The sequence below is a fragment of the Ferrimonas sediminicola genome, from assembly GCF_005116715.1.
GTDB classification, from domain to species: Bacteria; Pseudomonadota; Gammaproteobacteria; order Enterobacterales; family Shewanellaceae; genus Ferrimonas; species Ferrimonas sediminicola.
In genome coordinates this window covers 211,640-230,376 of the sequence record NZ_SWCI01000004.1, presented here as the reverse complement: position 1 = coordinate 230,376, position 18,737 = coordinate 211,640, and the positions used below count along the sequence as shown (strand labels likewise).

The 18,737-nt window shown below is 62.3% G+C and carries 20 protein-coding genes; 8 read left to right on the top strand and 12 right to left on the bottom strand.

The window, feature by feature from the left end; translation table 11 throughout:
• Positions 1–164: 164 nt before the first annotated feature.
• Positions 165–935, top strand: a complete 771-nt coding sequence (locus FCL40_RS08700; RefSeq protein ID WP_136852824.1) for a nucleotidyltransferase family protein — start codon at positions 165–167, stop codon at positions 933–935.
• A 52-nt stretch (positions 936–987) separates the two neighbouring features.
• Here FCL40_RS08700 and FCL40_RS08695 read toward each other — a convergent pair whose 3' ends face one another.
• From FCL40_RS08695 to FCL40_RS08685, 3 genes are all read right to left on the bottom strand, one after another.
• Complete coding sequence (locus FCL40_RS08695; RefSeq protein ID WP_136852822.1) at positions 988–1,797, bottom strand: lipid-binding SYLF domain-containing protein; 810 nt, start codon at positions 1,795–1,797, stop codon at positions 988–990.
• Positions 1,798–1,881: 84 nt separating this feature from the next.
• Entirely contained in the window at positions 1,882–2,328 is a 447-nt protein-coding gene (locus tag FCL40_RS08690) for an acyl-CoA thioesterase (RefSeq protein ID WP_136852820.1), read from the bottom strand.
• 95 nt (positions 2,329–2,423) lie between these two features.
• Positions 2,424–3,680 (bottom strand): dicarboxylate/amino acid:cation symporter, encoded by a 1,257-nt coding sequence (locus FCL40_RS08685; protein ID WP_205729117.1) that lies wholly within the window; start codon positions 3,678–3,680, stop codon positions 2,424–2,426.
• 377 nt (positions 3,681–4,057) lie between these two features.
• On the opposite strand from FCL40_RS08685, the gene FCL40_RS08680 reads away from it, so the two are divergent.
• Complete coding sequence (locus FCL40_RS08680; RefSeq protein ID WP_136852819.1) at positions 4,058–4,609, top strand: Tll0287-like domain-containing protein; 552 nt, start codon at positions 4,058–4,060, stop codon at positions 4,607–4,609.
• Positions 4,610–4,639: 30 nt separating this feature from the next.
• Here the strand turns inward: FCL40_RS08680 and FCL40_RS08675 are convergent, their stop codons facing one another.
• Positions 4,640–5,257 carry a DUF3157 family protein gene (locus FCL40_RS08675; RefSeq protein ID WP_136852817.1) on the bottom strand — a complete coding sequence of 206 codons (618 nt, stop codon included), beginning with the start codon at positions 5,255–5,257 and terminating at the stop codon, positions 4,640–4,642.
• A 142-nt stretch (positions 5,258–5,399) separates the two neighbouring features.
• On the opposite strand from FCL40_RS08675, the gene FCL40_RS08670 reads away from it, so the two are divergent.
• Positions 5,400–5,780 carry a hypothetical protein gene (locus FCL40_RS08670; protein WP_136852816.1) on the top strand — a complete coding sequence of 127 codons (381 nt, stop codon included), beginning with the start codon at positions 5,400–5,402 and terminating at the stop codon, positions 5,778–5,780.
• Between the two features lie 4 nt (positions 5,781–5,784).
• On the opposite strand, the gene FCL40_RS08665 is transcribed toward FCL40_RS08670, so the two are convergent.
• The gene (locus FCL40_RS08665) at positions 5,785–6,312 is read right to left on the bottom strand and encodes a dihydrofolate reductase family protein (RefSeq protein ID WP_136852815.1); all 528 of its coding nucleotides are present in this window, start codon (positions 6,310–6,312) and stop codon (positions 5,785–5,787) included.
• A gap of 91 nt (positions 6,313–6,403) precedes the next feature.
• Between FCL40_RS08665 and FCL40_RS08660 the strand changes: the two genes are divergently transcribed.
• Positions 6,404–6,964: a TetR/AcrR family transcriptional regulator gene (locus FCL40_RS08660; protein WP_136852814.1), complete on the top strand. Its 561-nt coding sequence runs from the start codon at positions 6,404–6,406 to the stop codon at positions 6,962–6,964.
• Between the two features lie 42 nt (positions 6,965–7,006).
• On the opposite strand, the gene metH is transcribed toward FCL40_RS08660, so the two are convergent.
• Positions 7,007–10,672 carry a methionine synthase gene (metH, locus tag FCL40_RS08655; protein WP_136852813.1) on the bottom strand — a complete coding sequence of 1,222 codons (3,666 nt, stop codon included), beginning with the start codon at positions 10,670–10,672 and terminating at the stop codon, positions 7,007–7,009.
• A 216-nt stretch (positions 10,673–10,888) separates the two neighbouring features.
• On the opposite strand from metH, the gene FCL40_RS08650 reads away from it, so the two are divergent.
• The 3 genes from FCL40_RS08650 to FCL40_RS08640 all read left to right on the top strand — a co-directional run bounded on the left by FCL40_RS08650 (position 10,889) and on the right by FCL40_RS08640 (position 13,235).
• Entirely contained in the window at positions 10,889–11,194 is a 306-nt protein-coding gene (locus FCL40_RS08650) for an ArsR/SmtB family transcription factor (protein ID WP_136852812.1), read from the top strand.
• Positions 11,195–11,280: 86 nt separating this feature from the next.
• A complete protein-coding gene (gene cobO, locus FCL40_RS08645) occupies positions 11,281–11,877 on the top strand; it encodes a cob(I)yrinic acid a,c-diamide adenosyltransferase (protein ID WP_136852810.1) in 597 nt (198 codons plus the stop codon).
• Positions 11,878–11,903: 26 nt separating this feature from the next.
• Positions 11,904–13,235 (top strand): MATE family efflux transporter, encoded by a 1,332-nt coding sequence (locus tag FCL40_RS08640; protein WP_136852808.1) that lies wholly within the window; start codon positions 11,904–11,906, stop codon positions 13,233–13,235.
• Here FCL40_RS08640 and FCL40_RS08635 read toward each other — a convergent pair.
• Positions 13,232–13,846, bottom strand: a complete 615-nt coding sequence (locus FCL40_RS08635; RefSeq protein ID WP_136853010.1) for a YceH family protein — start codon at positions 13,844–13,846, stop codon at positions 13,232–13,234. The genes FCL40_RS08640 and FCL40_RS08635 overlap by 4 nt on opposite strands.
• A gap of 323 nt (positions 13,847–14,169) precedes the next feature.
• On the opposite strand from FCL40_RS08635, the gene FCL40_RS08630 reads away from it, so the two are divergent.
• On the top strand, positions 14,170–14,643 hold the full coding sequence (locus FCL40_RS08630; protein WP_136852806.1) for a LabA-like NYN domain-containing protein: 474 nt from the start codon (positions 14,170–14,172) through the stop codon (positions 14,641–14,643).
• 31 nt (positions 14,644–14,674) lie between these two features.
• Here the strand turns inward: FCL40_RS08630 and FCL40_RS08625 are convergent, their stop codons facing one another.
• From FCL40_RS08625 to FCL40_RS08605, 5 genes are all read right to left on the bottom strand, one after another.
• Complete coding sequence (locus FCL40_RS08625) at positions 14,675–15,280, bottom strand: phospholipid scramblase-related protein (RefSeq protein ID WP_136852804.1); 606 nt, start codon at positions 15,278–15,280, stop codon at positions 14,675–14,677.
• 66 nt (positions 15,281–15,346) lie between these two features.
• A complete protein-coding gene (gene queG / locus FCL40_RS08620) occupies positions 15,347–16,492 on the bottom strand; it encodes a tRNA epoxyqueuosine(34) reductase QueG (protein WP_136853009.1) in 1,146 nt (381 codons plus the stop codon).
• Between the two features lie 35 nt (positions 16,493–16,527).
• The gene (locus FCL40_RS08615) at positions 16,528–17,484 is read right to left on the bottom strand and encodes a DUF4097 family beta strand repeat-containing protein (RefSeq protein ID WP_136852802.1); all 957 of its coding nucleotides are present in this window, start codon (positions 17,482–17,484) and stop codon (positions 16,528–16,530) included.
• An 8-nt stretch (positions 17,485–17,492) separates the two neighbouring features.
• Positions 17,493–17,996, bottom strand: coding sequence for a hypothetical protein (locus FCL40_RS08610; protein ID WP_136852800.1), 504 nt, complete (start codon positions 17,994–17,996; stop codon positions 17,493–17,495).
• Positions 17,993–18,526 carry an RNA polymerase sigma factor gene (locus FCL40_RS08605; RefSeq protein WP_136852798.1) on the bottom strand — a complete coding sequence of 178 codons (534 nt, stop codon included), beginning with the start codon at positions 18,524–18,526 and terminating at the stop codon, positions 17,993–17,995. Before FCL40_RS08605 ends, FCL40_RS08610 begins: the two co-directional genes overlap by 4 nt.
• Positions 18,527–18,737 lie beyond the last annotated feature (211 nt).

Here is an 18,737-nt window from a genome sequence, read left to right as displayed (position 1 = left end):
TTTCAGCCCGCTGGTGGAACCGCTCTGACCCCTGATAACTCTGAAAAAACAGGAGGAGGAGCGGTTTTTGTGATCCGGTCGATCTTGAAAATCCCCCTTATCACCCAGAGAGTAGGAGCAGGGCCGCCCATAAGGGCGGTCCGGTTTCTGGAAAAGGAGACTGAATGGGCAAGTTTTTAAAGACGGCGCTGATGTTGTTCATGGTGGGGCAGGCCCCGGTCCAGGCAGCCACTCAGCTTACCCTCGACACATCTCTTGACAAGCTCCCCGGACTGGAGCGTTCCAACAAGGCAGAAAAGGGCCTGCCGGGTCTGATGGCCATCGACAGCCAGGAGTACGCTTCGGCGATCCAGCCGACCTCGGACTTCGAAAACCTTTATCTCCGCGCACAGCTGGCTCAGAATGAACTGGCGATGCTGACCCACCGCGTAGCCTATCTATCCTCAACCCAAGCCGATGTCCCCGCCGTCAAAGGTCGTGAGCGCGCACTGGCAAAGCTTGAGGGCAAACTGGATGGCGATGTAAGACTGCTGACGGATCTGGCCCGCACCACATTGGTGGCGGAGGACGTGGATGGCCTGCTCAGGGCCTACCATGAGCTGGATCGCCAGGGAGAGGTGGTCAGAGTCAAAAACCGTTTCCTTACCCCAAAGGCCAATGGCTACCGGGATCTGAACCTGCTGGTTCGGTTGCCCGACAGCCAGATGGTGGCGGAGGTGCAGATCCATCTGCGATCCTTCGCCAACATCAAGAGTGGGCCGGAGCACGACTTCTATCAACAGATCCAGGAGGTAGAGCGTCAGGCCCTGGCGGAACGGCGCTCCCTGAGCGAGTTTGAGCGGGCCAGGGTTCAGCGTCTGCGGCAGCAGTCCGCGGTGCTCTATCGACAGGCCTGGGAGGCGATCTCTCCTCCCGGCTGGGTCAGTTACGGTTAACCAACAAGGGCGGAGTCATCTCCGCCCTTGTTTGTCTCGGCTATCCCGGGTCTCAGTTGAGGTCGCCATCCTGCCAGTAACGGCTGCCGTTGATGTTGGCGTCCAGCAGCAGCCCCTTCTCATTGAGCACGTAGAAGGCCACGCCGTTGTGGAAGGACTGGCCAAACTTGGCGGACTCATTCCAGGCCAGAATCCCCGCCTCGGTACCGCCGCTCCAGCCGTCGTTGATGAACTTGTCGTAGCTCACCCCATCCTCAAACAGCATCACCTGCTGATAGAACTTGGCCCCGAAACCCAGAGCCAGGCCGCCGCCGAGCATGTTCATGTAGGTGCGCCTGCCGCTGTGGCGGTTGACCGCCACCCCGGAGCCGCCGTTGGTGTGCAGAAGCAGGGAGAATTGGCGCGAGTCGAACACCGCGTAGCCATAGGCATCGTCAAACAGGGGTTTGACCTCCGGGTGCTCGGTCAGCAGTTTGATCAGGGTGACCTCGGACAGGGTGTTCAGCGCATCCCGGGCTTGCTGGGGGCTCTTGGGCTCTACCATCTCCTCCAGCTTGACCTCTCCCTGATGGTACCAGGTCTTGCCCTTGCCCAGAGCCTCGTCACTCCACTCCCCGGCGCTGTTCAGGGCAGCGTCCGCCCAGGCGGAGGAGGCTTCCCAGGTCTCCTGGCTCCACTCCTTGGTGGCGCTCCACGCCTCCTGGCTGACTTCAGTGGTGCTAGCCCAGGCCTCCTGTCCCACTTCCGAGGCTTTCTCGCCCAGCTCCCTGGCCTTGGCCTTGATCTCCTCCCAGCCGGCCAGGACCGGGGCGTTGAGGGTAAGGGTGGTGGCCAGGGTCAGCAGCAGCGCCCGTGTTGTCATGGTGTTTACTCCAGTATTCATGGTTGGGGTCAGTATACCAGCGCCGGATGAAAAAGAGGTGCTCCGCCGGGGGAGGGGGCCGCGTTACTCTGAGGCTTCCAACTCGGCCACCAGGTGTGTCTCCAGCGCCCGGTGGATGTGGGTCGGCAGGGTCGCCTTGCGATTATGCCGAAAGTCGTAGACCACCACCTCGGCGTTGCCGACGGAGGTCACCGCTTGCTGGCTCTGGCTGAACACCTGGTACTCCATGGTGAACCTGTCGTCGCTCAGGGCGGTGATCCGGGTGCCGATCAGCACCCGGTCGGGGAAAAACAGTGGACGCTTAAAGCGGCAGCGGGTTTCCGCCAGAATGGGACCGATTCCGCTCTGCTTGAGCTCCTCCATCAGGCCCAACTGGTCGAAGAAGTCGATGCGGGCGCTCTCAAAGTAGCGGAAATAGACGGTGTTGTTGACGTGTTGCAGGGCATCCATCTCACCCCAGGCGACTTGGACGGGGGTGTGGATGGGGAAATTCTGAATGAAACTGTCCATGATAAATTTAAACGTCCGTTTAGAATGGGCGTTTCAATCTAGCAAGACGTTGCGGGAAAAACAAACGGGCCACCCTGAGGTGGCCCGTGTCTTGGTTAGGAGCGTGCCTCCGCCGGTTGCTCATCCTCGATGGGCTCCTCTCCGGCCAACTCATCGACGATGGCGGCGCAGACTGCGTCACCGGTGATGTTCAGTGCGGTGCGGATCATGTCGAAGATCCTGTCCAGGGCGAACAGCAGCGGCAGCCCCTCGATGGGGATACCGGCGGCCAGAAGTACTGCCACCACCAGGAAGGAGGGGCCGGGGACGCCGGCCTGGCCGACGGCGCCCAGGGTGGAGGTAAGGATGATGGCTACATAGGCACCCAGGCCCAGGTCTACCTGGAACGCCTGGGCAAAGAATACCGCCACCAGACCATAGTAGATGGCATTGCCACTCATGTTGATGGTGGCGCCCAGCGGCAGTACGAAGCTGGCGGTGGAGTTGCGGATGCCCAGTTCCTTCTCACACACATCCATGGTCACCGGCAGGGTGGCCATGGAGGAGGCGGTGGAGAGAGCCACGGCCTGGGGCTTCTTCATGGAGGAGACGAACTTGCCGACCGGGATGCGAGTCAGGGTCTTGATCATCGCCGGATAGAACAGGAAACCGTAGATCAGGATGGTGGCCACATAGACCATAAACAGGTTCATTACCGTGCTCAGTGCGGCAAAGCCGAAGGTGCCCACGGCGTCCGCCATCAGGCCGAATACGCCGATGGGCGCCACCTTCATCACCACGTTGATCATCCACACAAAGGCGTCCACCACGGTATTGATGCCGTCGATCAGTGGCTTGGCTCGGCTGGACTCCACCTTGGAGAGGGCAATGCCGAAGAACAGGCAGAACACCAGGATCTGCAGAATGTTGCCATCATGCAGGGAGGTGAACACATTGGTGGGGATCATGCCGGTGATGGTGGCCCAGAAGGTGGGCAGTTGCCCCTTTTCCGCCAAGTTGCCTTCGTACATGGCATCGATGGCCGTGAAGTCGATGCCGATGCCTGGCTGGAAAATTTCCCCCATGGCCAGGGCCAGGGCCACTGCCACTGCCGAAGTGAGGCCGAAGAAGCCCAGGGTGGTGAGGCCGACGCGGCCAGCGGCGTGGCTGTTGCCCAGGCCGGCGGCGCCACTGATGATGGCCACAGCCACTAGGGGGATCACCAGCATCTTGATCAGGTGAATGAAGATGCTGCCCAGCGGAGCGAACGCCGCTGCGTCCTCCCCGAGAGCAATACCCGCCAGGGTACCGGCGATCATCGCAATAATCACCTGAACACCAATGTTGCTCAGCAGACTCGTTTTCTTTTGCACAGGTAACGCCTTTGTTAAGAGGTTGTTGATCTTAAAGGTAATTAATTCAAAGGACTATGGCTCTTCAATGGCCACTTTTCCGAGTATGACGCCTGTTTTTACTCCCTTTAAAAGCGCATTTCAAACCCTGGCCGGGCTAATTGAGATCTGATCATAACTAAGGTAATGAAATCACAGCTGATGTTTATTTTCTGCGGCCAGGTGGTCGGTGCAGCTGGTGTTAACGGGGCGTAGGGGAGATATGTCATCCCGGGATCCAGCCTGTTGTGGAAATGGGGGGAACCATATGAGGCGCCGTCTGCCTCAGGGTTTGCTAAATAAGGATTGCCTAATATAATGAGTGGTCAGATCTGTATGGACACCCAAGGAGTTTAGGGATGAAGAGAGTCATGGCCTTAGGGCTGATGTCATTGATAAGCCAGGGAGTCTGGGCGACAGACTCTCTGGATCTGAAGCAGCAGGGGATGGCGTTGATCAGCCAGTTCGGCGCGACCCTCAAGCCCAGCCTGAAGGCGGCTATGCAGTCCGGTGGCCCCAGGGCGGCGGTGGAGGTGTGTGCCAGCCAGGCGCCGCTGATCGCCGCCCGGCTCAGCCAGCAGAGTGGCTGGCGGTTGAGCCGGGTCAGCCTGAAGCCAAGAAACGGCGCGACCGCTGTGGCGGACCCGTGGGAAGCTCAGGTGTTGGCGGGATTTGAAGCCCAACTGGCGGCGGGTGCCGATGCAGCCGCCCTGGTGACCGAAAAACACGGCCCTGGGGAGTTCCGGCTGATGAAGGGGATCGTGATCGACAAGGTGTGTCTGCAGTGTCACGGTGAGCAGATCGATCCCGGGGTACTCGAGGCGATCCGTCGCCACTACCCCGATGATCAGGCCACCGGCTACCAGTTGGGGGAACTGCGCGGGGGATTTAGTGTCAGCCGCCGGCTCTAGTCCGGGGAAACCCCGGTGATCCTTCTGGGGTTAGCGGGTTTCCACCTGGTCGATCTCCACCTGCAGTTGGTACAGATCGCGTTTCTCCACCGCCATGCGCAGCTCCAGTCCCGCTTTGCTGGTGCCGGGACGCAGGTAGGTGTCGGCCATCCGCTTGATGGAGCGCCACAGGGGTAGGGTCTCGCGCCCCAGCACCTGGCCGAATTCGTCCATCACGGTGACGCGGACATCCACCTGAATGATCGCCTCACGCCCCTGGTTGGTGACCGAAGTTGGGATGATCAGCTCGCCCCCTTCATAACGGGCCCGGCCCAGCAGGGCATCCAGACCGAAGTCGGACAGCTGCATCACATCCTTGGCCTCGCCGGGACGGACGATGACGCCGCTGGACAGCGGCTTCTTGGGCATCGTCTTTGTCTTGGGCTGGGCAGCAGCCTTGGGCAGGGCAGGAATGGCGCTGGCGGCCTCCGGCGTCAGAGGCTTGGCAGCTTGGTCGGCCCTGGGGGTCTCCGGAGCCAGATACTGCCAGGTGAAATCATCATGGAGTATCACCTTGCGGCCATCCTCCAGGGTGACCACCTGGTCGGCGGCCTGGACGGAGAAGCCCATCATCAGTGCCAACATGGCGGCAAAGGGTTTGATTGGCATGTTTTTTGTGTCCTTGAAGTGAATCTGGTCCCAGAGTATCAGAAAGGATCTGAGGCTGCACCGGGGGGCGGGAGCACCTCAAGGCAGCTGGCCCGGTCAGCGGATAATCTGTCAGCCGCCGGGTGGCTCGGGAGGAGCAGTAGTGATCATATTTAAGCTGGTAAGCCTGTGGTTGCTGATGGCTCTGGGGGCAGTGCTCAACGGTGGTGTTCGCCAGAGGTGGCTCAGCACCGCACTCGGTGAGGTGCGGGCCCAGCGAGTGAGCGGCGCTGTGCTGATGTCGTGGGTCGCCCTGGTGATCTGCGGGTTGCTGCCCTGGCTGGCGCTGGCTTCAGTGGCGCAGGCCCTGTTGGTGGGCGCCGCCTGGCTATTGATGACCCTGCTGTTCGAGCTGGCCATGAACCGGGGAGAGTTGGGGGCTTTGAGGCGTCAGCTTACACCAGGAGGTTCCGACCTGATGTGGCTGGTGTTACTGGAAACACTGCTCTTGCCCCCCATGTGGGTGTTGAGCCTTTCAGGCTAGCGGGTCAGCGCCGGTAATGGTTCATGACGATGGAGCCGAGCAGCAGTTTGGACTCAACCAGCTTAAACCACCTAGGTTTGGCCAGCTCACCAAACAGCGCTGTACCTCCGCCCAGCAACACTGGCAGCTGGCTGATGATCATCTCATCGATGAGATCCGCCTCAAGGAAGCTCTGAATCGTTTTTCCGCCATCGATGTAGAGCCGTTTAAAGCCTCTGTCATTGAGCTGGCGAACCACCTCACCCGGTGAGCCCTGAATCAGCTCGGCCTTGCCTTTTAGTGTATCGGGAAGGAGTTGCAGGGTGCGGCTCAGGACAAACACCGGCTTGCTGTAGGGCCACTCTCCGCCGAAGCCGCACACGGTTTCGAAGGTGTTGCGTCCCATCACCAGGGCATCCACCGATGCCATAAATTCGGCGAAGCCACAGTCGTCCTGTTCCGGGTTGGGCAGGGCGGTCAGCCACTCCAGCCCGCCGCTCTTGTCGGCGATGTAGTTGTCCAGGCTGGTTCCGATAAAGACGATGTTACTCATGTTCTCTCCCACTATCCGAGTAGCACTTGGCATCCACAGGGTTATATTCTACACTGTAGAAATTCTTTTTTCAGACTAGCTGGAGTGAGTTTTGACTGTCAAGGAGAAACGTCGCGGTCGACCTGTGGGAGGGGCGGCCCTGTCTCGGGAGCGTATTCTGGAGGTGGCCACCGAACTGCTGGGGCAGGGGGGCAAGGTACCGAGTTTAAGGAAGCTGGCGGCGGAACTGGGGGTGGATGTGATGGCCCTGTACCACTACTTCCCCAACAAGACCGCCCTGCTCGAGGCCCTGTGTTGCCAATTGGTGGCGGGGATCTACGCCCCTGTCGAGGGGCAGCCCTGGCGACAGGAGCTGGCACGGCTGAGCCAGAGTTATCTCTCCCTGCTGCGACGCCATGGTGGCTTGCTGGAAACCCTGCTGGGAATGTCCTCGACTGGCCCGGCTCAGGTGTTTATGGCCCGGTTTGATCAGGCGGTGGCGCCCCTGTCCCTGGATAAGGCACAGCGAGGCCATGCCATGGCTCTGCTGGTGGATTATCTCCACGGCTTTGCCCTGGCGATCCACTGCAACAGTTGCGGTGGCCTGGAGGATGAGACTCATCTGGCGGGGCCGCTGAACTTCTATCTGGATGCTCTGCAGGCCAGGGCCTGAGAAAAATAAGGGCGCCTCAGGCGCCCTTGATGATCTGTCTGTTCAGCCGTGCAGTAGGGGCGCCAGCCACTTGCGTGCCTGCTCCTCGCTCCAGCCCTTGCGCCGGGCGTAGTCCTGCAGCTGATCTTCTGCAATGTCAGTCACGCCGAAGTAGCGGGACTCGGGGTGGGCAAAGTACCAGCCGGAGACCGCCGCCGTGGGGTACATGGCGAAGCTCTCGGTGATGTTGAGGCCGATGTGATGGTCCGGTCGCAACAGCTGCCACAGGGTACCCTTCTCGGTGTGATCCGGACAGGCGGCATAGCCCGGGGCGGGACGGATCCCCTTGTAGCGCTCGCGGATCAGCGACTCGTTATCCAGCTGCTCCCCGGCGTCATAGCCCCAAAACTCCTTGCGTACCCTCTCGTGCATCCGCTCCGCCAGGGCCTCCGCCAGCCGATCCGCCAGGGCCTTGATCATGATGGCGCTGTAGTCGTCGCCGGCGGCTTCGAACCGCTCTACATGGGGCTCGATGCCGATGCCGGCGGTCACCGCGAAGGCGCCCATGTAGTCGTGCTTACCGCTCTCTTTGGGTGCCACAAAGTCGGACAGGGCGAAGTTGTGGTTGCCGGCGCGCTCTATCTGCTGGCGCAGCATATGCAGGGTGGCAATAGACTGCTCTCGGCCGTCGTCGGCGAAGAGCTCGATGTCGTCAAAGCTCACCGAGTTGGCAGGGAACAGGCCGATCACCGCCGCCGCCCTGAGCCACTGCTGATCGATGATGGTTTCCAGCATCTTCCGGCCGTTGGCATAGAGCTCGCTGGCCTCCTCACCCACCCTGGGATCCTCCAGAATATCCGGGAAGCGACCGTGCAGCCCCCAGCTGCGGAAGAAGGGGGTCCAGTCGATGCGCTCCAGCAGGTCGGTAAGCGGGTACGCCTTGAAGACCCGTATCCCGGTCTGTTTGGGCTTGCAGGGCTGGTAGTTGTCCCAGTCGATGGCGTTGCGGTTGGCCCTGGCCTGCTCCAGAGAGACCAGGGTCTTGCGCCGCCCCTGGGCTTCCCGGCGCGCCTTGAGCTCGCTATATTCGTTGTACACCTGCTCCACGAACCCCTTGCGCTGCTTCTGGTCGATCAGCTTGGCCACCACCGGCACAGTGCGCGACGCATCCGGCACATAGATGGCCCCCTGGGGGTAGTGCTGGTGGATCTTCACCGCGGTGTGGATCTTGGAGGTGGTGGCGCCACCGATAAAGCAGGGGATCTCCAGCCCCGCCCTCTGGAACGCCTTGACGTTGTGGATCATCTCATCCAGGGAGGGGGTAATCAGCCCGGACATGCCGATGGCGTCGGCACTCTCGGCGACAGCGGTCTCAATGATCTTCTCCACCGGCACCATCACGCCCAGGTCCACCACCTCGTAGCCGTTACACTGCAGTACCACGGCGACGATGTTCTTGCCGATGTCGTGGACATCGCCCTTAACCGTGGCCATGACGATCTTGCCGGCGCTGCTGACCTCCTGCTTGCTCTCCTCGATGTAGGGGGTCAGGTAGGCCACCGCCTGCTTCATTACCCGGGCGGATTTCACCACCTGGGGCAGGAACATCTTGCCGTCGCCGAACAGATCGCCCACCACGTTCATGCCATCCATCAGCGGGCCCTCGATCACCTGAAGTGGGGCCTCCGCCTCCAGCCGGGCCTGTTCGGTGTCCTCTTCGATAAAGTCGGTGATCCCCTTGACCAGGGCGTGCTCCAGCCGCTTGGTCACCGGCCAGCTGCGCCATTCCGCCTCCCTGGGGTCCGCTTCGGCGGCGCCATCACCCCGGTACTCCTCGGCGACGGCCAGCAGCCGCTCGGTGCCGTCAGGCCGGCGGTTGAGCACCACATCCTCCACCCGCTCCCGCAGCTCATCCGGGATGTCGTCGTAGATTGCCAACTGGCCGGCGTTGACGATCCCCATGGTGAGGCCGGCGTGGATGGCGTGGTAGAGGAACACCGCGTGGATCGCTTCCCTTACCGGGTTGTTGCCCCGGAAGGAGAAGGAGACGTTGGAGACGCCGCCGGAGATCATCGCGTGGGGCAGGGTCTGCTTGATGGTGCGGGTGGCCTCGATAAAGTCCACGGCGTAGTTGTCGTGCTCCTCGATGCCGGTGGCGATGGCGAAGATGTTGGGATCGAAGATGATGTCCTGGGGCGGGAAGCCCACTTTGTCGGTGAGCACCCGGTAGGCCCGGGTGCAGATCGCCACCTTACGCTCATAGGTGTCCGCCTGACCCTGTTCGTCGAAGGCCATGACGATGGCGGCGGCGCCGTAGCGGCGGATCAGTTTTGCCTGATGGATGAAGGCCTGCTCCCCCTCCTTGAGGGAGATGGAGTTCACCACCCCTTTGCCCTGGATGCACTTGAGGCCGGCTTCGATCACCTCCCACTTGGAGGAGTCGATCATGATCGGCACCCTGGCGATCTCAGGTTCGGAGGCGATCAGCTTGAGGAAGCGCTCCATGGCGGTGACGCCGTCCAGCATCCCCTCATCCATGTTGATGTCGATGATCTGGGCACCGTTCTCCACCTGCTGGCGGGCCACGGAGAGGGCGGTCTCGTAGTCCCCCTCCTTGATCAGCCTCAGGAAACGAGCGGAGCCGGTGACATTGGTGCGTTCGCCGACGTTGACGAACAGGGCGTCGGCGTCGATGGTGCAGGGCTCCAGGCCAGCCAGGCGGCAGGCCACCGGGATCGCCGGGGTGCGCCTGGGGCTGTGTTGGTCCACCGCCGCCTTGATGGCGCTGATGTGTTCCGGAGTGGTGCCGCAGCAGCCGCCGACGATGTTGAGCCAGCCTTCGGCGGCCCATTGGCCGATGATCGCCGCCATCTGCTCCGGGGTCTCGTCATACTCGCCAAACTCGTTGGGCAGGCCGGCATTGGGGTGGGCGGAGACCGGGAACTCGCTGATGCGCGCCAGCTCCTCCACGTAGGGGGAGAGCTCTTTGGGCCCCAGGGCGCAGTTGAGGCCGATGGCCACCGGCTGGATGTGGGTCAGGGAGTTGTAGAAGGCTTCGGTGGTCTGGCCGGTGAGGGTGCGTCCCGAGGCGTCGGTGATGGTGCCTGAGATCATCACCGGCAATGGGCGGCCCAGCTCCTCGAACAGGGTGTCGATGGCAAACAGGGCCGCTTTGGCGTTGAGGGTATCGAACACCGTCTCCACCAGCAGGAGGTCGGCGCCTCCCTCCACCAATGCCTGGGCCGACTCATGGAAGGCGGCCACCAGATGATCGAAACTGATGTTGCGATAGCCGGGATCGTTCACGTCCGGGCTGATGGAGCAGGTGCGGTTGGTGGGGCCCAGCACCCCGGCCACAAATCGGGGAACGCCGGTCTCCCTGGCCACGTCGTCAGCCACCTGACGAGCCAGCCGGGCGGATTCGAAGTTGATCTCCCTGGAGAGCGCCTCCATCTGGTAGTCGGCCATGGCGATGGTGGTGGAGTTGAAGGTGTTGGTTTCGATGATGTCGGCACCGGCTTCCAGATAGGCGCGGTGGATGCCGGCGATGATTTCGGGCTGGGTCAGGGACAGTAGGTCATTGTTGCCCTTGATCTGGCAGGGCCAGTTTGCAAAGCGCTCGCCACGGTAATCCTCCTCCTCCAGGCGGTGGCCCTGGATCATGGTGCCCATGGCGCCGTCCAGAATCAGTATCCGCTGTGCCAGGAGTTGCTGCAGTGTGGTTGCCATGGCGCCGTCCCTAATCTCATATAGACATTTATACGTTTAGACGTCCATCTTAGCCAAGGTGGTGGCCCGTGGATAGCCCCCCGGGGTAAAAAAAGCGCAATGGCGTCATAGTGGTCGATTATGGACTGGATGCCTTGGCTTTGGGTCTGCCCCTTGGATTTCCCGGCACTTTGGGTCATGATTTCCCCTGTACAACCATTTACCCAAGGAGTGAGGATGATCGACCACGCCGAGGCGGTGCGCCGTTTCGCCGAACTGGGCCACGACACCAGGCTGAGTATCTTCCGCCTGCTGGTCAAAGGGGGCCTGCAGGGGCTGAATGTGGGCGAGATTCAGCAGCATCTGTCCATTCCCGGCTCCACCCTGAGCCACCACATCAGCCGCTTGATGACTGCCAACCTGGTGACCCAGGAGCGACGAGGCCGTGAGCTGATTTGCCGCGCCAACCTGGAAGCCACCGATGAACTGATGGGCTTCCTCAGCGCTGAGTGCTGCTCCCTGGAGACCTCGGACTCGGACTGACCGGAATCACTGTGGGTTTTCCCATGCCTTGAGCCGAAAGAACCGCGTAAAATGAACCCTTTTCCTTGCAGATACAGGATGAATCCATGACCGATACGAACCAGCGCCACAAGGAGCGGCAGCAGAAGGTGAAAGAGAAGGTGGACGCCAAGGTCGCCCAGGCTCAGGAGGAGCGTGGCGTGGTGTTGATCCTCACCGGAAATGGCAAGGGCAAGTCCACGGCGGGCTTTGGTACCGTCGCCCGTGCCGTCGGTCATGGCCAGAATTGTGCGGTGGCCCAGTTTATCAAGGGCAACTGGGCCTGCGGGGAGCGGGACTTGCTGGCCGGGCACGGCGTGCGCTTCCATGTGATGGCCACCGGTTTTACCTGGGAGACCCAGGACAAAGAGGCGGACACTGCCGCGGCACAGGAGGTGTGGCAGCAGGTGAAGCAGGAGCTGGCGGATCCGGCTGTGGACTTGGTGCTGCTGGATGAGATCACCTATATGACCAATTACGGCTACCTGGATCTGGACGAGGTGGTGCAGGCGATCGCCGACAGACCGCGGGAGCAGAGCGTGGTGATCACCGGCCGTGCGGCGCACCGCCGCCTGGAAGAGCTGGCGGACACCGTCTCCGAAGTTCGGCCTCTCAAGCACGCCTTTGAGGCGGGCATCAAGGCACGCAAAGGGGTAGACTGGTAAGCCCAGAAGCGCCCTGCGAGTCCTCCATGCAAGATTCCCTTAAGCGCCAGTTCTGGCGCTTTTTAGTTCCTACGGTGGCCGCCATGATGGTGAGCGGCCTCTACCAGTTTGTGGACGGCCTGTTTGTCGGCCAGCAGATTGGCGCCGTGGGACTGGCGGCCATCAACATCGCCTGGCCGGTGATCGGCCTGGTGTATGGGGTGGCGCTGATGGTGGGCATAGGCGCCGGCGCCCTCTCCTCCATGGCTCGGGGAGATGGCGATGGTGCTCGGGTGGCGCGCTGGCTGGGCAGTGGCATCACCTTGCTGCTGTTGATGGCCGTCGGATGCGGCGTCCTGCTGCAGGTCCTGGGGGAGTGGCTGCTGACCCTGCAGCAGGCCCGTGGTGAGGTGCTGGCCATGGCCAGGACCTATCTGCAGGTACTGGCCTGGGGTTGTCCCCTGGCCCTTGGGGGGATCGCCATCCCTTTCCTGGTCCGCAACGACAATGCCCCCAACCTCTCCACCCTGCTCATCGGCGGTGGCGCCCTGGCCAACATCGCCCTGGATTACCTGTTTATCGTGCAGTTGGACTGGCAGCTTCAGGGGGCCGCGCTGGCCACGGTGCTCTCCCAGGCCCTGGTGCTGCTGCTGGGACTGGGCTATTTCCGCTCCTCGTTATGCCGCACCCGGCTCGCTCTGGCTGACATGGGGCTGACCCTGGCCGATGCCAGAGCCATCCTGGCGCTGGGGATGGCCAGCTGGCTGATGTATCTCTATTACAGCTTTATCACCGCAGTTCACAACGCCATGCTGCTGGAGTACGGAGATGCCATTCAGGTGGGGGCCTTCTCCATCGTCGGCTACCTGTGCGTGGTCTATTACCTGTTTGCCGAGGGGGTGGCCGGCGGTGCCCAGCCCCTGCTCAGCTACCTGTTTGGCGCCAGAGAGTATCCCAGCCTGCAGCGGGTGATGGGCTGGGCCCTTGGGTTGGTGCTGATCTCCGGCCTGTTGACCGTACTGCTCTTCTTCGGGGTGCCCACCCCCCTGATTCACGCCTTCAACAGTGATGATACCGCCCTGTTCGAGGCCACCCGTCAGGGGCTGGCCTGGCACACCTGGGCCCTCTATTTTGACGGCATCATCTTCGTGATTGCCGCCTATTTTCAGTCGGTGGGAGATGGCCGTCGGGCCGGGCTGATCACCCTGGCCAATCTGGCGCTGCAGCTGCCGTTTCTGTTGCTGCTGCCGATCTGGCTGGGGGTTCAGGGGGTGTGGATCTCGGTGCCGCTGTCCAACACCCTGCTGGTGATCTGGGTGCTGCGGCTGTTGTGGCAGGATTGGCAGCGGCGGGGATTGCCGCTGCGCTTTTGGCGTTAGCGGCTGGCCAGTTCCCCCTTGAGGCGCTCGATCTCCGCCTTGAGGATCATCACTTCATGCTCCAGTTCCTGGATGCGGGCCTTGTCGCCGGCCGTCAGGTCGGCGCTGCTGGGCATGGTCACCTCGCCGGAGAACAGGTGGGCGTAACGGGCTTCCCGCTTGCCAGCTTCCCGGGGCAGCTGCACCACCATCTCCCGCTCGGCCAGTCCCTGCAGTGCCGCGTCCACCGCACTGACATCGGCAAACTGGGCCAGACGGCCGGTGCGACTGCGAAGTTCACCCGGGGTTTGGGGGCCGCGCAGCAGCAGGACGCACACCAGGGCCCGCTCCTGCTCGCTCAGCTTGAGGCCGCCGAAGGCGGTATTGCAGAATCTGTGTTTGTACTTGCTGGCTCGGGCGCCGCCCTCTTCACTGACCAGGCGGCGATCCATCAGGGCATTGAGGGTCTGGCGGATCTCGTTGTCGCTGAGGGCGAGTACCGGGTCCCGGTTACTCTTCTGGTTGCAGGCACTCTTCAGGGAGTTCAGGGTCAGGGGATAGAGGTCGGGCGTGGTGCTCTCTTTCTCCAAGAGGCAGCCGATGATTCGGGTTTCGTTGAGGGTCAGGTTCATCTCCACGGCGGGCCTCCTTAGCACGTTGACCGACCCAGTATTTCCCCTGGCGGGAAAAACGGCAAGCCCCGAGCCTTGTGATTGGCCAGCCTTTGAGCAGAGGCGGGAAGAAGAAGCTAGAGATTTGATCTTTAGGAAAAAGGTTAAAACGGTATTCGTGAGCCAACCCTATCTATCGGCCTGGATGTGAAACTGTTTAGACTTTATTCAACTTGATGGGGCAATCTGCGGGTTCGAGTCTGAATTCTGGTCAATGAATTTGAATACTGATCGTTTGTTTCTGTATTCTGGTGACTTATCTCTAACTTGCCATGGACACTCCCTTGAACCGCATCGCCATTTTCGTGGATGTGCAGAACATCTACTACACCTGTCGCCAGGCCTTCGGTAGTCAGTTTAACTACCGGGCCCTGTGGCAGCAGCTGTGTGCTCAGGGGGAGATCGTCTTCGCCACCGCCTACGCCACCCACAGGGGGGATGACGGCCAGCGCAAGTTCCAGGACGCCCTCAAACACATCGGTTTCGATGTGAAGCTCAAACCCTTTATTCAGCGCGCCGATGGTTCCGCCAAGGGGGACTGGGATGTGGGGATCACCATCGACGTGATGGAGCAGGCGCCCCAGGTGGACACCGTGGTGCTGCTGTCAGGGGATGGGGATTTCGACCTGCTGCTGCACAAGGTCAGCCGGGATTACGGGGTGGATGCCCGAGTCTACGGTGTGCCGACCCTCACCGCCCACTCCCTGATGGAGGCGGCCTCGGAGTTCTGTCCCATCGGCCCGGCGATGCTGCTGTAGCTCTCCTGTCCCGGTTCGGCCCGGGCCAACCCTAGTCGCCCGCCTTGTTCTCGAAGTACTGCAGGTCGATAAACAGGGTGGCCATCAGCAGCAGGCTGCGGCTGCGGTTGTCCAGGGCGGGGTCGCTGTACTCCACCACGAAATTGTCCTTGTCGGTAAACAGCTCGGTGAGTCCTCCGGACCAGCGCTTACTGATGCGGGCCACCTCGCGCCCCTGGCGTTGCACCGGAAAGGTCCAAAGCCGCCACAGGGGGGAGGCGACCGTCATCAGCACCCGGCCCCGCTCATCCTCGATATTGAATCGCCGGTGCAGCAGGGCAAAGCGCTGCTGCACCGCGCCGAGCTTGCGGCCCGAGGCCTCGCTGACCTCCAGCCTCTGCAACCACCAGCGGAAGGGATGGTGGGCAGTCAGCAGGGGCTGCCGCTCGGGGGAGAACAGGTGGATGTCGAAGCGGCGCCAGTGGCCAAACAGTTGCCTCGACAGGGTACCGAACAGGCCGGAGCCTTGCTCGGCGGCATAGGCCAGGGGGCGCTGGCGGTCATCCAGGACCCGGTAGCGGTTGCGGCTTTCGAAACCGAATATCTCAGCCATCTCGAACAGCTGCTGGACCCGTACTCTGGCATGGTTGTCGAACATCCTGGGCTCCTCCTTTGAGCCACCCTCTGGCCCGATATTAGTGAATGTATTGATCTATCGCCGGCATCAGGCGTCCCTGGGCAGCCCTTTCTGTACCACCCGGACCAGCCGCTGCTGCTGCTTGCTCAGTTGCCCCAGGCCACTGCGCTGGCGCTCGATGGCCCAGAGGATGTGCTCATCCACCATCGGGTCTACCCGGCCCACACCCTGTTCCAGGGCCTTGAGCAGCTCCGCCGAGGCGGCCGCATTGCCCAGCGCCACCGCCAGGTTTCTCTGCCAGCGGCGGAAGCCGATGCGACGGATGGGCGAGCCTTCGGTGGCCGCCAGGAATTGCGCCTCACTCCATTGCCACAGGGTGAGAAGGGGCACCTGGTGCAACTGGGGCCGGGTGTGGAAATCCCCCTCGGCGGTGAGAGGGGCCGTCCGGTTGTGGGGGCAGGCCAGTTGGCAGTCATCGCAGCCGTAGATGCGGTTGCCCAGCTGTGGCCTCAGGGCCTCGGGAATCGCCCCATCGGACTCGATGGTCAGGTAGGAGATGCAGCGACGGGCGTCCACCACGTAGGGGGCCACAATCGCCTGGGTGGGGCACAGGGTGAGGCAGGCGCTGCAGTTGCCGCACTCTCCCTGGTAGGGGGGATCGACGGGCAGCGGCAGGTTGGTCAGCAGTTCGCCGATGAAAAACCAGCTGCCGGCACTGCGCTCCAGCAGCAGTGAGTGTTTGCCAACCCAGCCCAGCCCCGCTTCTCTGGCCAGGGGACGCTCCAGAATGGGGGCGGAATCCACGAAGGGGCGGCCGTCGTAGTCACGGACCCTCTCCCGCAGCCGGTTACCCAGCTGTTTGAGGCGGTTGCGCATCAGTTTGTGGTAGTCCCGGCCACCGGCATAACGGCTTATGTAGGCCAGATGTGGCTGGCTCAGGGTATCGGCAAACCCCGCCTGGGGCGGCAGATAGTCCATGCGCACCACGATGGCGGTGAGGCTACCGGGGTGCAGCAGGCTGGGCTGGGTGCGCATCTCCCGGTTGCGGGCCATGTAGTCCATGTCGCCGTGGTAGTGGTTGCTCAGCCACCGCTCCAGGGCGGCGTGCTGATCCTTCAGGTCCAGCCGGGCGATGCCGCAGTCGGCAAAGCCCAGTTCCTGCGCCCAGCTCTTGATCTCTGTGGCCAGGGCCGCCCAGTCTGGCTTGCCCTGGCTGTGGGTATGGTCGTTCATGGTGGCAAGGTTAACAGATCTTGCCATCCGCTACCCTACTTCAGGTGACCCCCAACCACCGGGGAGAGGGTAAGGGCGCCGTTGATCGTCTTCATCGCTACCCTGGCCCTGCCGTCTCCCTGGCTGAAGCGCAGACTTTCGGTGGGCACATACTCGCCGCGCTCCGGCTGGTGGGCGCTGAGGCGGTTGTGGATCTCACCACCGGGTCCGGTTTCCAGCTGGAATCGGGCGGAGGCATCGGCGGGCAGGGCCAGTCTGGCGTCGCCGTTGACCGTCTCGAAGGCGAGGCGGGCAGCGTCGGCTACGGCCTCCATCTCCACCCGGATATCGCCACTGACACTGGTCACCTCCAAGGCTTGCACCCGGCTGAGCTGCAAGCGGATATCACCGGAGACGCTCTCCACCTCAAGCTGGCCGCCGGCGCGGCTCAGGGACACCTCACCGCTGACCGATTCGGCGCTGACCTTCCCCTCCAGGCCCTCGGCAAGGATGTCACCGCTCACCGTCTCCAGTTCGATGTCGCCGTTGAGGGTGTCGGCGGTGATGTCACCGCTGACGCTGTCTGCGTCCACCTCTCCGGACACCCGGATGATCTTAAGGTCGCCACTGACGCTCTCCAGCTCCAGCCCTCTCTGCAGCTCGCTGACACTGAAGTCGGTGCTGACCCCGCTGCCCTCCACCTCGACGCTGCGGGGCAGGGTGACGGTCAGGGTGCTGCCATCGCCTTTGTCCCGCCAGTTGCTGGGCATCTTGACCTCGGCCACCAGGGTACTGCCGTCGCGCTCAAACACCCACTCCCTGGCCTGGTCATCCAGCTCCCCCTGTACGCGGATCTCGCGGTGGTCGCCCCCGGTCAGGGTGACCTCACCACGGGGAACGATCAGGGTCAGCTTGTTGATGCCATCGGCGCTGAGGCGGCTGTCGATGGCCTCCCCTGCCCACAGGGGCAGGCTGACGGCCACAAGGCCAACGGAAAGAATTAGATTTTTCATAGGGTCTCCTAGAGGTGTTGCAGGCGTTGATGGCGCTGCTGCTGTTTGTTGATCAGGTCCAGTTCACGCTGCTGTACCCACAGCCACAGCTGCAGCAGTTCGCGATTGTCCGGCTGGGTCTGCAGGGCTTCGAACAGCTCCCGCTCTGCGCCGCGGATGCTGGCCAGTGCCTCGGTGGCCGCCTGATCCCCAGGCAGGGTCGAGGTCAGCTGTAGCGTCCCGGTTCCCCAGGGGGCCAGCTGTTGGCGCTGGGTCTGGTGCTGCTGCTGGAGCAGCTCCAGCATCCCCAGCAGGGGGGCGTGGGGAGCGGGGCGGCTCAGCCTTCCCCCCAGGAAGCCGCCCAGGCTGGTCAGCAGCAGGCAGGCCGCCATGGCCCAGGGCAGCCAGGGGCGCCGAGGCGTGGCCGGCAGAGGCGAGCGGTCCAGTCTCCCTTCGATGGCGGGCCACAGATCCCGGGAGGGAGAAATTTCCCGGTCCAGCTCCTGCAGCAGCGGATCCAATTGGCGACTCATATCAGCATCTCCTGTAGCAGTTGACGGGCCCTGTGGTACTGGGCCTTGCTGGTGCCCGGCTGGATCTGCAGCAACCGGGCCACTTCGTGGTGGTGATAGCCTTCGATGGCGTGAAGAACAAACACCTGACGGGCGCGCTCCGGCAGCCGTGGCAGCAACCTGTCCACCAGTTGCAGTTCCTCCATCACCTCCCCCTGGCGCTGCAGTTCCGGTTCGGAGAGGGGCGCCAGCTGTGGCTGCCCCTTGAGGTAGTTGAGGGCATGGTTCAGGGTCAGCCGGTGCAGCCAGGTGGTGAACTGGGCGTCGAAGCGAAACTGGGGCAACTTCTGCCACAGCCGGATAAACACCTCCTGGGTGGCCTCCTCGGCGCTGGCGACCCGTCCACTCAGGCGCAGGCACAGTGCATAGACTCTGGGACTGTAGCGGCGGTAGAGTCGGGCGAAGGCCTCCCTATCCCCCTCCTGTGCCCGGCGGATCTCCAGTGCCAGATCGGCCTCGTCTGCCCGGTTGGGCGGCAGGTTTCCGGTCAAGTCGCTCTCCTTGTTGAATGACGTCAGCGCCAGTGATCACCGATACTCCTTATGACAGTTCCAAGGTGACAAAAGGTTGGAACGGCAACAAGAAAAAATTGAAACGCGTCCTTCACGCACCGGATGAAGTCAGTTCACACAAGGTGGGGATTTGTGATCCCATTCCATGAATTTGGCCAACATTGCTGTCAGAATGGCCGCTACAGCCCCA

What these genes read in the sequence shown, in the direction of transcription:
- FCL40_RS08650 (WP_136852812.1), top strand. Translation starts at nt 10,889, where the DNA reads ATGATCGACCACGCCGAGGCGGTGCGCCGTTTCGCCGAACTGGGCCAC.
- FCL40_RS08635 (WP_136853010.1), bottom strand. Translation starts at nt 13,846, where the DNA reads ATGAACCTGACCCTCAACGAAACCCGAATCATCGGCTGCCTCTTGGAG.
- queG (WP_136853009.1), bottom strand. Translation starts at nt 16,492, where the DNA reads ATGAACGACCATACCCACAGCCAGGGCAAGCCAGACTGGGCGGCCCTG.
- FCL40_RS08625 (WP_136852804.1), bottom strand. Translation starts at nt 15,280, where the DNA reads ATGTTCGACAACCATGCCAGAGTACGGGTCCAGCAGCTGTTCGAGATG.
- FCL40_RS08675 (WP_136852817.1), bottom strand. Translation starts at nt 5,257, where the DNA reads ATGCCAATCAAACCCTTTGCCGCCATGTTGGCACTGATGATGGGCTTC.
- FCL40_RS08680 (WP_136852819.1), top strand. Translation starts at nt 4,058, where the DNA reads ATGAAGAGAGTCATGGCCTTAGGGCTGATGTCATTGATAAGCCAGGGA.
- metH (WP_136852813.1), bottom strand. Translation starts at nt 10,672, where the DNA reads ATGGCAACCACACTGCAGCAACTCCTGGCACAGCGGATACTGATTCTG.
- FCL40_RS08700 (WP_136852824.1), top strand. Translation starts at nt 165, where the DNA reads ATGGGCAAGTTTTTAAAGACGGCGCTGATGTTGTTCATGGTGGGGCAG.
- FCL40_RS08695 (WP_136852822.1), bottom strand. Translation starts at nt 1,797, where the DNA reads ATGACAACACGGGCGCTGCTGCTGACCCTGGCCACCACCCTTACCCTC.
- FCL40_RS08610 (WP_136852800.1), bottom strand. Translation starts at nt 17,996, where the DNA reads ATGAGTCGCCAATTGGATCCGCTGCTGCAGGAGCTGGACCGGGAAATT.
- FCL40_RS08665 (WP_136852815.1), bottom strand. Translation starts at nt 6,312, where the DNA reads ATGAGTAACATCGTCTTTATCGGAACCAGCCTGGACAACTACATCGCC.
- cobO (WP_136852810.1), top strand. Translation starts at nt 11,281, where the DNA reads ATGACCGATACGAACCAGCGCCACAAGGAGCGGCAGCAGAAGGTGAAA.
- FCL40_RS08640 (WP_136852808.1), top strand. Translation starts at nt 11,904, where the DNA reads ATGCAAGATTCCCTTAAGCGCCAGTTCTGGCGCTTTTTAGTTCCTACG.
- FCL40_RS08690 (WP_136852820.1), bottom strand. Translation starts at nt 2,328, where the DNA reads ATGGACAGTTTCATTCAGAATTTCCCCATCCACACCCCCGTCCAAGTC.
- FCL40_RS08615 (WP_136852802.1), bottom strand. Translation starts at nt 17,484, where the DNA reads ATGAAAAATCTAATTCTTTCCGTTGGCCTTGTGGCCGTCAGCCTGCCC.